General features: G+C 50.5%; 12 protein-coding genes. 1 reads left to right on the top strand and 11 read right to left on the bottom strand.

Annotation, left to right across the window (positions count from 1 at the left end; translation table 11 throughout):
- The first annotated feature begins 136 nt into the window (after nt 1–136).
- Complete coding sequence (locus ACPXV9_RS14480; protein ID WP_423898489.1) at nt 137–2,413, top strand: NADP-dependent malic enzyme; 2,277 nt, start codon at nt 137–139, stop codon at nt 2,411–2,413.
- Between the two features lie 54 nt (nt 2,414–2,467).
- Here ACPXV9_RS14480 and sthA read toward each other — a convergent pair whose 3' ends face one another.
- The 11 genes from sthA to ACPXV9_RS14425 all read right to left on the bottom strand — a co-directional run bounded on the left by sthA (nt 2,468) and on the right by ACPXV9_RS14425 (nt 13,821).
- Nucleotides 2,468–3,871, bottom strand: coding sequence for a Si-specific NAD(P)(+) transhydrogenase (gene sthA, locus ACPXV9_RS14475; RefSeq protein ID WP_423898486.1), 1,404 nt, complete (start codon nt 3,869–3,871; stop codon nt 2,468–2,470).
- A gap of 26 nt (nt 3,872–3,897) precedes the next feature.
- The gene (gene nqrM, locus ACPXV9_RS14470; protein WP_423898484.1) at nt 3,898–4,134 is read right to left on the bottom strand and encodes a (Na+)-NQR maturation NqrM; all 237 of its coding nucleotides are present in this window, start codon (nt 4,132–4,134) and stop codon (nt 3,898–3,900) included.
- Between the two features lie 24 nt (nt 4,135–4,158).
- A complete protein-coding gene (locus ACPXV9_RS14465; protein ID WP_423898483.1) occupies nt 4,159–5,160 on the bottom strand; it encodes an FAD:protein FMN transferase in 1,002 nt (333 codons plus the stop codon).
- Between the two features lie 49 nt (nt 5,161–5,209).
- Entirely contained in the window at nt 5,210–6,433 is a 1,224-nt protein-coding gene (gene nqrF, locus ACPXV9_RS14460; protein ID WP_423898481.1) for an NADH:ubiquinone reductase (Na(+)-transporting) subunit F, read from the bottom strand.
- A gap of 18 nt (nt 6,434–6,451) precedes the next feature.
- Complete coding sequence (nqrE, locus tag ACPXV9_RS14455) at nt 6,452–7,048, bottom strand: NADH:ubiquinone reductase (Na(+)-transporting) subunit E (protein WP_423898479.1); 597 nt, start codon at nt 7,046–7,048, stop codon at nt 6,452–6,454.
- Between the two features lie 2 nt (nt 7,049–7,050).
- On the bottom strand, nt 7,051–7,704 hold the full coding sequence (locus tag ACPXV9_RS14450) for an NADH:ubiquinone reductase (Na(+)-transporting) subunit D (RefSeq protein WP_423898477.1): 654 nt from the start codon (nt 7,702–7,704) through the stop codon (nt 7,051–7,053).
- A gap of 2 nt (nt 7,705–7,706) precedes the next feature.
- Nucleotides 7,707–8,468 carry a Na(+)-translocating NADH-quinone reductase subunit C gene (locus ACPXV9_RS14445; RefSeq protein ID WP_423898474.1) on the bottom strand — a complete coding sequence of 254 codons (762 nt, stop codon included), beginning with the start codon at nt 8,466–8,468 and terminating at the stop codon, nt 7,707–7,709.
- Nucleotides 8,461–9,654: an NADH:ubiquinone reductase (Na(+)-transporting) subunit B gene (locus ACPXV9_RS14440; protein WP_423898471.1), complete on the bottom strand. Its 1,194-nt coding sequence runs from the start codon at nt 9,652–9,654 to the stop codon at nt 8,461–8,463. The genes ACPXV9_RS14445 and ACPXV9_RS14440 overlap by 8 nt, the downstream gene beginning before the upstream one ends.
- Before the next feature lie 3 nt (nt 9,655–9,657).
- Entirely contained in the window at nt 9,658–11,001 is a 1,344-nt protein-coding gene (locus tag ACPXV9_RS14435) for a Na(+)-translocating NADH-quinone reductase subunit A (RefSeq protein ID WP_423898468.1), read from the bottom strand.
- A gap of 461 nt (nt 11,002–11,462) precedes the next feature.
- Nucleotides 11,463–12,908: a glyceraldehyde-3-phosphate dehydrogenase gene (locus tag ACPXV9_RS14430; protein WP_423898466.1), complete on the bottom strand. Its 1,446-nt coding sequence runs from the start codon at nt 12,906–12,908 to the stop codon at nt 11,463–11,465.
- A 172-nt stretch (nt 12,909–13,080) separates the two neighbouring features.
- Nucleotides 13,081–13,821, bottom strand: coding sequence for a hypothetical protein (locus ACPXV9_RS14425; RefSeq protein WP_423898464.1), 741 nt, complete (start codon nt 13,819–13,821; stop codon nt 13,081–13,083).
- Nucleotides 13,822–13,836 lie beyond the last annotated feature (15 nt).

Below are 13,836 nucleotides of genomic sequence, written 5' to 3'. Positions count from 1 at the left end.
GCCAATACTGTCAACCGGGGCAGACCACTATTCATAATATCTATTTTCGTTATTTTCCTGTATTATACCTGCCGCAATTTATGACACACGATGTCATTCCAGAGAAACAGGCCACAATACAGGGGACCAACTTCGCATGAGCGATGATTTACGAGAAAGCGCACTTCACTATCATCAATACCCGACACCGGGGAAACTCGGCACTTACGCCACCAAACCCTTAGCCAACCAACGGGATCTGGCGCTGGCCTATTCCCCTGGCGTTGCTTTTGCCTGTGAAGAAATTGTCAGCGATCCGAACACCGCCGCAAACTACACCTCACGAGCCAATCTCGTCGGCGTTATCAGCAATGGCAGTGCCGTCCTCGGCCTTGGCAATATTGGCGCTCTGGCCTCCAAACCGGTCATGGAAGGTAAAGGCGTACTGTTTAAGCAATTTGCCGGACTCGATGTGTTTGACATAGAAATTGATCAGGCCGACCCGGACAAGCTGGTTGAGATCATTGCCGGTCTTGAGCCCACCTTTGGCGCCATCAACCTTGAAGACATCAAGGCGCCTGAATGCTTTATCGTTGAAGAAAAGCTGCGCGAGCGCATGAACATTCCGGTCTTTCACGACGATCAACACGGCACGGCGATTACCGCAGCAGCCGGTGTTCTAAACGGCCTGAAGCTGGTCGAGAAAGACATCAGTACTGTCAAAGTAGTCACCTCAGGCGCGGGAGCTGCGGCATTGGCCTGCATGGATTTACTGGTAACCATGGGAGTCCGCAAAGAAAATATCACCGTTACCGATATTGCCGGCGTGGTTTATCGCGGCCGTAAAGAGCACATTAATCCCTACAACAGCCGTTATGCCATCGACACCGAGGCTCGAACACTGGACGATGTCATCGATGGTGCCGATATTTTTCTGGGCCTTTCCGCACCGGGGGTTCTGACCGGCGACATGGTCAAACGCATGGCAGACAAGCCGCTGATTTTTGCCATGGCCAATCCTACCCCCGAGATCATGCCGGAAGAAGCCAAGGCGGCCCGACCTGATGCCATTATTGCCACGGGTCGCTCGGACTTTCCGAATCAATTGAACAATGTCCTGTGTTTTCCTTTTATCTTCCGAGGCGCACTGGACTGTGGTGCCACCACCATCAACGAGGCCATGAAAATAGCCTGCGTTAAAGCCATCGCCGAGCTGGCTCACGCCGAAGTTTCCGAGGTAGTTGCCAATGCCTATCAGGGAGAAACCCTGAAATTCGGACCGGATTACATCATACCCAAGCCCTTTGATCCCAGATTGGTGACCGCCATTCCGCCCGCCGTTGCGCAAGCGGCCATGGACAGTGGTGTGGCCATGCGCCGCATAGAAGATATGGACGCCTATCGGGACAAGTTGAACCGCTTCGTGTTTCGCTCTGGCTCAGTCATGAAAGGGGTTTTCAATGTTATTCGCAAAAACCCCAGGCGTCTGATTTTTGCCGGTGGCGCCGACGAGCGGGTGTTACGCAGCGTGCAAACCCTGCAGCAGGACAACTGCACCTACCCACTGGTAATCGGTCACAAAACCAGTGTCGAACACACCATACGTGAAGTTGGACTGGATCTGCGAGTTGGCCGAGATTTTGAGTTGATCGATCCCTCCAACTTTGAAGGCTATGGGGATTTGGCCAAAGACTACCACCAACTGCTTGGCCGCAGCGGAGTTTGGCCAGCCGACGCCGAAGGCATACTGCGCAACAATGCCACAGCCCTTGCTGCCATGCTACTGCGGCGGGGCGATGCGGATGCCATGATTGCCGGCCCTCGCGGTAACTTTCAGGAGCATTTCAAACAAATCCGCTCCATTGTGGGGTTGCAGCAAGGGGTGAAATGCCCGGCTTCCATGAATCTGGTCATTATGGAAAGCGGCACCTATTTTGTGGCGGATACCTACATCAACTACCAACCAACCGCTGATGAGATCGTTGAAATCACCATGATGGCATCGGAGCAAGTTCGTCGCTTCGGTCTGACACCCAAAGTCGCACTGTTGTCTCACTCGAATTTTGGCGGCTCCAATCACCCTTCGGCCATTATGATGCGCCAAGCCCGTGACATATTGGAGCAGCGCGCCCCGCAACTTGAAGTAGAGGGGGAAATGCGCGTTGACGCCGCTCTATCGGAAAGCATCAGGGACAAGATGTTCCCCTACTCCAAACTCAACGGTGAAGCCAACCTGTTGATCGCACCCAATCTGGATGCAGCCAACATTCTGTTTAAAGGCATTAAAGTCAGTGGCCGAGGTGTCAGCGTGGGTCCGATTCTGCTGGGTATGGCCAAGCCGGTGCATATCCTGTCGCGCACAGCCAGCAGCCGTGGCACCGTGAATCTGAGCGCACTGGCTGCAGCCGATGCGGCGTTTGCAACGCAGGACTGAAATAAAAAAGCCAGAGACAAGTCTCTGGCTTTTGGGGTGTCGTATAGGGAAAAATTAAAAACGGTTGGCGCGGTTAAGTCCCTCCAGTGCCGCAATCCGATAGGCCTCTGCCATGGTCGGGTAATTGAATGTATTTTTCACAAAAAATTTGATGCTGTTGGCTTCACCTTCCTGACTCATAATGGCCTGGCCAATGTGAATAATTTCCGAAGCCTCGGCACCAAAGCAATGGATACCCAGAATTTCGAGCGTGTCGACATGAAACAACAATTTCAGCATCCCGACGTCTTCACCACTGATCTGTGCCCTAGCGGTATTTTTAAAGAACGCCCTGCCCACTTCGTAGGGGACTTTGGCATCGGTTAACTCGCGCTCGGTTTTTCCGATAGAGCTGATTTCAGGCAGGGTATAGATGCCGGTCGGCGCATCACTGACAAAGCGAACCGTCTGGCCACAGATGCCTCGGGCACAGGCCCTGCCCTGATCTGACGAAGCACTGGCAAGACTGGGCCAGCCAATTACATCACCTACCGCGTAAACGTTTTCAGCGCTGGTTTGATAGCGTTCCGAGACGCTCAGCTGACCCCGGTGATCTGCCTCCAACCCGATGGATTCAAGGTTCAAGGCTTCAGTATTACCCGTCCGCCCATTACACCACAGTAAAACATCGGCACGAATGTGCTTGCCGGATTTGAAGTGCATCTGAACACCATCATCATTGACGTTCACATATTCATATTCTTCACAGTGCCTGACGGTTACGCCGTTATTGCGCAAGTGATAACTCAGGGCATCGGATATCTCATCATCCAGGAAAGACAACAAACGATCGCGGCCATTGATGAGATCCACTTTGATATCAAGGCTTGAAAAGATAGACGCATATTCACTGCCGATCACACCCGCACCATAAATAATCATGGTTCTGGGTGTGTGATTCATCTGCAAGATGGTGTCGCTGTCGTAAACCCGGGGGTGATTAAAGTCCACGTCATCGGGTCTGTAAGGCCGGGAACCCGTGGCGACAATAATATTCTTGGCCTTGATGTATTCAAAGGCACCGTCATCAAGCTCCACTCGTACCGTGTTATTGTCAACGAACGAGGCCTCACCGGTGTGGACAGTCACTCGGTTGCGTGAATATACCCGGGTGTACATATCGACTTGTTTAGGGATCACCTGAGAGGCGGCCTCGAGAATATCCGGGTAGGATAACCAGCGCGGTTCACTGATACTGCGAAACAGCTTCTGACTGTTGTAGCGAATCAACTGTTTAACCGCATGACGAAGGGATTTGGATGGGACAGTGCCCTTGTGAGCGCAGTTGCCGCCCAACATATCGTGACGCTCGACCATACCAACATTGAGGCCACTTTTTACCGCTGCCATGGCAGCGCCGTTACCGGATGGTCCGGTACCTAAAACCAGCAGATCGTAAGAATACTCCGCCTTACCCATCTATTCCCCCTTTTTGAATAACGCCCTCAGTCTTTTTTACTGGCGTCGTAAGATAAATCGTTGGCTTGCTTTTCCAGTTCCTGCTGCTCATCACACTTCTTCGGATCACCACCACAGATGTCACAGGTGTAATCTTTCTCCCCAAGAGCCGCACCAACACCGCCGCAGGAACCCGATATCGGCTTACGCCCCATCAGTACGCCAACGGACATAGCCACGATAATCAACAACAAACCAAAAAAAGCAAAAAGTAGTGTCTGCATAACAACCTCGAACACTCAGAGTGGTTATCCGGCATCGGCAATACGTTTAAACGCATCCGAGCTGAATTCCTGAAAACCCGACTCTGTCTGAATTATAAAAAAGGCAGCGATTCCCTCGCTATTAGCCAATAGTAGAGCCTTCTCATGTCCCATGACATTGAAGGCGGTTGCCAAGCCGTCCGCTCTGGCACAGAGCGGGTCCAGAACGGTTACGGAAACCAGATTGTGCTCAACCGGAAAACCGGTTCTCGGATCAATGGTATGACTGTAACGCTTGTCAGCAACTTCATAAAAATTTCGGTAGTCACCGGAAGTGGCAATGGCATAATCCGAAACGGCAATGGATTTTTGCACCAGCTTTTCCATACTGGCCACGGGTCGCTCTATCCCGATTCGCCACGCATTGCCAAATTTATTTAGGCCGGAGACCCGGATTTCCCCACCGATCTCGACCAAAAAGTCATTGTACCCTTTTGCCACAAGCAACTCAGCCACTTTGTCGACCCCATAGCCCTTCGCAATGGCACTGAGATCAAGCTCAATGGGAATATCTCGCAAAGCCTGACTGCCATTGCTATCCAACTGCAGGTATTGCGCACCGATCATGGACAAAATGTGCTCTATCTCAGCCTGATCCGGTACCTTGGCAATGGTAAATCCGGGCCCAAAGCCCCAGCGATTAACCAAGGGGCCAACCGTAATATCAAAAGCTCCGGAAGATAACTGATGCAGTTGCTGACTCATCTCCAGTACGTCAAACAACTCCCCGGATACGGGTTGCCATTGCTGAATCGCTGATCGATTCAATATGGAAAGTTCTGAATCCTCAATATAGGTAGACATGGATTGATTAATCCCCTTCAGGCGATCATCAATCTGGACCTGTAACTCGCTTTGCTCTTGAGTCGACAATTTTGCCACCACCGTAATGTGGTAGGTGGTTCCCATGGTAGCGCCAGACAAACTGGAAAACTCACGAGCTTGCTCACTGCAACCCAACAGCAAAAAGAATAATGCGCCCAACAAAAAAGAGGCCAGCTTAGCTGACCCCTTCTTTGCATCGTTCGAATAACGATTAACCACCGAAATCATCCAACAGAATGTTTTCGTCTTCTACGCCAAGATCTTTCAACATCTTGATCACGGCGGCGTTCATCATTGGAGGCCCACACATGTAGTACTCACAATCTTCCGGCGCCGGGTGGTCCTTCAGATACTCATCATAGAGAACGTTGTGGATAAAGCCGGTCAGGCCTTCCCAGTTGTCTTCAGGCTGAGGATCCGACATGGCTACATGCCATGTAAAGTTCGGGTTCTCATTGGCCAGCATGTCGTATTCGTCCTGATAGAACAGCTCTTTCAGAGAGCGCGCACCGTACCAGAAAGACATGGTGCGATCAGACTTCAGACGCTTCAGCTGATCAAAGATATGGGAGCGCATAGGCGCCATACCCGCACCACCACCAACGAAGACCATCTCGTTATCGGTATCCTTGGCGAAGAATTCACCAAACGGTCCGAATACAGTGATCTTGTCACCTGGCTTAAGGCTGAATACGAAAGAGGACATCTGACCGGGGGGGATACCCTGAGAGCCCGGAGGTGGCGTTGCAATACGGATATTGAACTTAACCACACCCTTCTCTTCCGGGTAGTTAGCCATGGAGTAAGCGCGAATGATCGGCTCATCCACCTTGGATTCCAGATTGAAGAAACCGAAGTGCTCCCAGTCGCCACGGTACTGATCCTCGACATCAAAATCAGAGAATTTGACATGGTGGGCAGGCGCTTCCAGCTGAACGTAACCACCGGCGCGGAAGTCTACGTTTTCACCTTCAGGCAGCTTCAGAGTCAGCTCTTTAATGAAGGTGGCCACATTAGGATTGGACTCAACGGTACATTCCCACTGCTTCACACCAAAGACATCGTCTTCAACTTCAATTTGCATGTCCTGCTTAACAGGAACCTGACAAGACAGACGCCAGCCCTCATTGGCTTCACGCTTGGTAAACGCACTTTCCTCGGTTGGCAGCATGGAGCCACCGCCCGATTCAACAATACACTTACACTGGGCGCAGCTACCGCCACCACCACAAGCAGAAGGCAGGAACAGACCGTTGGCAGCCAGAGTTTGCAGCAGCTTACCACCGGCTGGAACGGTCAGAGTCTTCTCACCATTGATTTCAATATTAACATCGCCGGAATTAACCAACTTGGCACGAGCACCCAGGATCACAAACACCAACGCTAGTACGATGGCGGTGAACATGCCCACACCTAAAACAATTGTCATATCCATGTTTTTATACCTCGCTGGTTACAGGTCGATGCCACCGAAAGACATGAAGCCCAGAGACATCAGTCCAACGGTGATAAAGATCATACCCAGACCCTGAAGGCCTCCAGGGACGTCACTGTATTTCAGTTTTTCGTTGATACCAGCCAACGCAGTGATGGCCAGAGCCCAACCCACACCAGAACCGATACCGAACACGGCAGACTCGGCCAGATTGTAATCGCGCTCTACCATAAACAATACGGCACCCATGATGGCGCAGTTCACAGTAATCAGAGGCAAAAACACACCCAGAGCGTTGTAAAGCGCCGGCATAAACTTATCCAGAACCATTTCCAGAATCTGCACCATCGCAGCGATAACGCCGATGTAGGTAATCAGACCCAGAAAGCTGAGATCAACACCTTCAACCAGCGCGTCTGGAGCCAGTACATAGTTGTAGAGGATATTGTTAACAGGAGTAACAATGGCCAACACCACAACTACGGCGACACCCAGACCAATAGCGGCTTCTACCTTTTTGGAGATGGCGATAAAGGTACACATTCCCAGGAAAAAGCTCAGCGCCATGTTCTCGATGAAAATCGAACGAACAAAGAGACTTAAATAATGTTCCATGATTAAGCCTCCTTAACCGTATTCGGACAAATTTTGAATTCTGGCTCTTCTTTTTGCTCAGGCTTGGCTGAACGGATGGCCCAGATAATCAGACCAATAATGAAGAACGCACTCGGTGGCAACAGCATGATGCCATTTGGTACATACCAGCCGCCTTCGGTGGCCAGAGGCAAAATCTCGATACCAAACAACTTGCCGGCACCAAACAGCTCACGGAATGTGGCAATGATGATCAGGAAGAAGCTGTAACCCAGACCATTACCAATACCATCCAGGAAGCTTGGCCCCGGCGCATTTTTCATGGCAAAGGCTTCAGCGCGACCCATCACGATGCAGTTGGTGATGATCAGGCCAACAAAAACCGACAACTGCTTACTGATGTCGTAGGCTACGGCTTTCAGGATCTGATCCACCACAATCACCAGAGAGGCAATAATGGTCATCTGCACAATGATACGGATGTTATTGGGGATATGATTTCTAACCAGAGATACAAACAGGTTAGAGAACGCTACAACCGAAGTCAGAGCGATACACATTACCAAGGTCACATTCAGGGAGCTGGTTACAGCCAGAGCAGAACAGATACCCAGAATTTGCAGGCCAATTGGATTGTTATCCAGAATTGGCTTAAACAGTAACTCTTTAGCTTTCATGATTAAGCCTCTCCACTCTTAAGGTTGCTCAGGAAGCCTGCGTAGCCGTTGTCACCCATCCAGAATTTGACCAGGTTATCAACACCACGAGCAGTCAGAGTAGCACCGGACAAACCATCAACTTTGTGGTTGTCGCCAGCAGGTGCCTTACCTTTGATTACAGAAATAGCAACATCGCTGTCGGCATAAACCTTTTTGCCAACCCACAGGGCTTTCCAGTTAGGATTATCAACTTCACCACCCAGTCCCGGAGTTTCAGCGTGCTGGTAAAAACCCAGGCCGGCAACGGTATTGGCGTCAGCTTCAAGAGCCATAAAGCCATAGAGCGTTGACCAGAGACCATAGCCTTTGATGGGCAGAATGATCTTGTCCAGAGCGCCGTCTTTTTCAACCATGTAGACCAGACCAATATTTTCCTGGCTACCAATCTTGGCGATATCGACATCACCAGAAAGCTTGGTGGACAAGGCAGGATCTTTAGCAGCCTTAGCCTGATCGTAGGACGTTACGTCGATCGCATCGGTAAATTTACCGGTTGAGAAATCAACAGCCTTGGTAGTCACCGACTCAAACTGCTCTTCGATCGTCACACCATCCTGGTACAAGCCAGCAGCCTGAAGAATATTGCGTTTAAAGTCGCGCGCCTTGTTGGCTTCCTGCATATCGCGCAGTAACACTGCCGCAGAAGAAACCACAATCGAACAGACAATACACAGTGCCAAAGTCACTGTGACTGTTTTTCCAATAGTATCGTTATTAGCCACGTGCCAACCTCCGCTTGATGTTGGACTGAACAACAAAGTGGTCAATCAATGGGGCGAACAGGTTCGCGAACAGAATCGCAAGCATGATGCCTTCTGGGAATGCCGGGTTTACCACGCGGATAAGCACGGTCATAAAACCAACCAGACCGCCAAACCACCACTTACCGGCATTGGTCATGGAGGAAGACACAGGGTCTGTCGCCATAAAGATCATACCGAAAGCAAAACCACCAATAACGAAATGCCAATACCACGGCATGGCCATCATCGGGTTAGTCTCAGGATTGCCCACAAGGTTGAACAGCGTAGAAGTCAGGAACATACCCAACATCACACCCAGAATGATGCGCAAAGAAGCGATCTTCATAGTGACCAGAACTACACCACCCAGCAAAATTGCCAACGTGGACACTTCGCCAATAGAACCCTGAATGTTACCGAAGAAGGCATCAAACCAGGTAATTTGGCTTTGCAAAGCGTTCATACCGTCAGAAGCAGCGATGGACAAAGCGGTTGCACCGGTGTAACCGTCAACGGCAGTCCAAACACCATCACCAGACATAGAGGCTGGGTAGGCAAAATACAGGAACGCACGACCAGTCAATGCCGGGTTCAAGAAGTTTTTACCGGTTCCGCCAAAGACTTCCTTACCGATTACAACACCAAAGCTGATACCGAGAGCGGCCTGCCAAAGAGGTAAATCCGGTGGACAGATCAAGGCGAACAGTACGGAAGTCACAAAGAAGCCTTCATTGACTTCGTGACCACGCTTCATGGCAAACAATACTTCCCAGAAGCCACCGACAACAAAGGTCACCGCGTAGATCGGCAGGAAGTACAAAGCTCCGTGCCAGATATTGTCAAAGGTACTGGCAGGATCGAAGCTGCCAATAAACAGATCGCGCCAGTTACCGATTTGAGTCAGACCCAAATCCACCATAATGGTGTTCGCCTGCATACCTACGTTGTACATGCCATAGAACATGGCAGGGAAAGTACACATCCAAACGGTGATCATCATACGCTTGAGATCAATACCGTCACGAACGTGGGAGGTAGTTTTGGTTACATCGGATGGACGGTAGAAAACCGTATCCACTGCTTCGTACAGAGCATACCAGCTCTCGTACTTGCCGCCTTTGTGAAAATGCGGCTCCATATCGTCGAGGATTTTACGCAAACCCATGGCTTAACCCTCCTTCTCAATGCGAGTCAGGTTATTTCTCAAGATGGGACCGTACTCGTACTTACCTGCACAAACGAAGGTACACAAGGCCAAATCCTCTTCATCCAGCTCCAGACAACCCAGCTTTTGAGCCGTATCGGTATCACCGACAATCAGCGCACGCAGTAATTGGGTTGGCAAAATATCCAGCGGCATCACGCGCTCGTAGTTACCTACGGGCACCATGGCGCGCTCACTGCCGTTGGTGGTGGTATCGAAGTCGTACTTCTTACCCGGCATCAGACTGGAAATGTAGATGCCCAAAGTAGAGAAACGATCAAAACCGGCACGCAGATAGTGCAGCATGTCACGACTGCGGCCCTCGGCCAGAACAGAAATCTGATTATGGTAACGACCCAAGAAGGCAAAAGCGCCTGCGGCGGTACGGCCACCAAACACAGAACCGGAAATGACACGATTCTCGCCGGCCTTCAGTTGGCCTGCCGTCAATTCTTCCAGACTGGCACCCAAACGAGTGCGAACCAGACGCGGCTTTTCTACCTGAGGTCCCGCCAGAGCCACAACGCGCTGGCTGTTTAGCTGGCCGGTAGTAAACAGTTGACCAACAGCAATCACATCCTGATAACCAACAGTCCAGACCGTCTTGGTAGCACTCACTGGATCCAGAGTGTGGATATGAGTACCGGCATTACCGGCTGGGTGAACACCAGAAAACTCCTGAGAGCTGACGCGGCTGTTATTGCCAGTAAAGACTTCAGCACCCTGAGCCTTACAGACGTAGACAGTGCCTTCTGTCAAACGGGACAACAGGGTCAGGCCATTAACAAAGTCATCGCGTTTTTCAGCGATAATTTGTTCCGGATTTGCAGACAGCGGATTGGTATCCATGGCTGTTACAAAAATGGAGTTAGGTTTGGAATCAATGGCGGGAACCTTGCTGTATGGACGTGTGCGCAATGCAGTCCACAAACCTGAGTTCACCAGATTCTCACGAACCTGCTCATCACTTAAAGAAGCCAGAGCATCGGCATCATATTGAGCAAAGCTCTCAGCCTCATCTCCTTCCACGTCAATCACAACGGACTGCAACACACGGCGCGCACCACGATTAATCGCGGCAACGGTACCAGCTGCAGGCGCGGTGTAACGAACGCCTTCGGTCTTCTTGTCAGTGAACAAAAGCTGCCCGAGCTTCACCTTATCTCCGACCTGCACTGCCATAGTGGGCTTCATACCGTGGTAATCAGCACCAATAACAGCAACAGAACGGATCTCAGGCCCATCAACGATGGTCTGCTCGGGAGCACCGGATATGGGTAAATCCAACCCCCGACGGATCTTTGTCATACGTCTCTGCCTAATCACTTGTTTAAAAGCATGGAAACGCGCCACAACCCTGATAACAGCTGCGACGCGATCTCAATTCTTGTTATTGAGCAAATGCAATAAAAAGCTCGATTGGTCCCCGAACGGCATCGAATGGCCATAATCGTCGGGCTTGAGTAACCTCAGTTTAGTCGAATACCTTGAATTTGCATTTGCCTTCCGGGATCTGCGGCAATCAGGCACGCCCACCTTCGCCAAGCCCAGAATATAGCGCCGCAGATTATAGAGATGACCGACCCGTCTGACCAGTGGCAATGGCACATTTGCATCACTTTTTGTTGCAAAAATGTCAATTAACTCAATCTCTTAGACCAAAGACTAGGTAGCAGTCACACAACCAGAACAAAAAACGCACACCCACAAAAAAAGGCCGCCCACCCTGAGGTAAGCGGCCTTTTCATACTTATCGCTGTAAGCAGTGCTTACGGAAACATCTTGTAGCTCACGCCACACATATCTTCCAGACAGCGAACAACCTGACAACTGTAACCAAACTCGTTGTCGTACCAGCAGTACAGAACCGCATTATTACCATCGACAATCGTGGCACGGCTATCAAATACACAGGCGTGGCGAGAGCCTACGAAATCTGTGGATACAACCTCTGGCGAATTGGTGAAATCGATCTGCTGACGCAGCGGTGAGTGCAGCGCGGTCTCACGCATGTACTCATTCAGCTCTTCAGTGGTGGTTTCCTTGCCCAGATTCAGGTTCAGAATCGCCATGGATACGTTTGGCGTTGGAACGCGGATGGCGTTACCTGTGAGCTTACCTTTCAATTCTGGCAGAGCTTTGGCAACAGCCTTAGCCGCACCAGTCTCGGTAATAACCATATTCATGGCAGCGCCACGACCACGACGATCACCCTTGTGGTAGTTGTCGATCAGGTTTTGATCGTTGGTGTAAGCGTGAACGGTCTCAACGTGACCGTGCTCAACACCATATTCATCCATCAACGCCTTCAGAACCGGAGTAATGGCATTGGTGGTACAGGATGCGGCAGACAAAATCTTGTCATCGGGGGTGATAACGTTGTTGTTGATACCGTAAACAACGTTTTTGATGTCGCCTTTACCTGGAGCAGTCAGGATTACTTTGGCGGCACCTGGACACTCCAAATGCTGGCTAAGACCAGCTTCATCGCGCCAAACACCAGTATTATCAACAACAATGGCGTTGTGAATACCGTGAGCGGTGTAATCCACCTCGCTTGGAGAGTTGGCATAGATGATCTTCACTTCGTTGCCATTGAGAACCAGAGTGTCATTCTCTTCATCAACGCGGATGGTACCCTTGAAAGAACCGTGAATGGAGTCACGGCGCAACAGGCTGGCACGCTTAACCAGATCACTCTCAGCCTTGCCTTTACGAACCACAATGGCGCGCAGGCGCAGGACATCACCGGAACCGGCTTTCTCAATCAGCAAACGAGCCACCAGACGACCGATACGGCCAAAGCCATACAAAACCACATCCTGAGGTTCAGCCAGAGGCTTATCGGTGCTATCGATAGCGCCTTCAACGTTGGCTTTGACAAAATCCAACACGTCAGCGCCATTGCCCTCTTCCATAAAACGCACAGCCAACTGGCCAACATCAATATGGGCGTGACCAAGATCCAGCTTCGTCAGGGCCTCAACGATGGGGAAGGTTTCAAATTCGGACAATTCATTGGACTCAACCTGACGAACAAAACGGTGAGCTTTCATGATGTCAATTACAGAACGGTTAACCAGGGGCTTACCATAGACATAGACGCTTACGTTGTTCTCACGGTTCAGAGTGCCGATCATCGGGATCATGCTCTCAGCAAGCGCTTCACGCTCTTTCCAGTCCTTGAAGTAATCGTCTGGCTTAGGTCTACTCATACTCACAGTCTTGTACCTTCAGTTGAAGTCAGTTTTATTCGTTTCAGCATCAACAATAGCTCAAATATATCGGCCCGATGCGATGCGGGCGCCATTATCCTTACAAGCCCTGTGGCACGCAAGCCGCAAGATCAAAAAATGGTCAACATTCAGCAAAATTATGACAAACAGATTACAGCGGCATCAGGGTCATACTGACAACAGAGTGAGCCACCTTGTTAATAGCTCTTTGGGTATCGCCGGAAATGATGATGGCCAGCATGTCCTGATTGCCAATCAGGCGGCCATACAGGCGCTCGAAGCTCAGATTCAAATTATCCGGGTCATAACTGTTGGCAAGAATCAGTGGTTTACCGGTTGAATCCTTGCTGGATCTCAACAGCCAGGCCACCACTTCAAGATTGCGAGCTGAGTGATACAGTTTTTGCTGGTCGAGGTCATCAAGGATAAAAAATTCATGTTTGCCACCGTAGGATTCATCGATCATATCCTGCGTACCCAGCATCAGGGCAAATACCCGGTCTCCTCGATAACTGTCGGAGAAGGCCAATCGAATCAGATCAATCCCCCTAACTCCATTCAAATTGGCCATGGAAGCCTGATCGTATTGGCGTTTCTTAAACTGCTCCTGACGCTGCGCCAGAGTCACCCCCTTGTGTTTACGCAATTCACGGGGGTTACGCTTGTAGAACTTTTCCAGCAGCCCCATGACCATGACCTCGCTGGCACGACGATGGGCATCAGCAACCAGGTCAATATCAGATTTTGCCAGCCCCTTCAGATCAAAGCTGCCGCCCTGGGCACTGCAGCCCGTCAACAAAACCAACATCAGACTTAAAAGCAGAGTCTGAATGCCAAGCGAATAATCCGGCAGTAATTTCAACCCGTAGAATAGGACAAATCCTTTCCGCATAATCTCTTTCACCGT

The organism is Candidatus Pelagadaptatus aseana (assembly GCF_040362265.1).
Classification (GTDB): Bacteria; Pseudomonadota; Gammaproteobacteria; order Pseudomonadales; family Cellvibrionaceae; genus Pelagadaptatus; species Pelagadaptatus aseana.
Note: the sequence above shows the minus strand (reverse complement) of the source record. Positions and strands in the feature narration are given on the sequence as shown.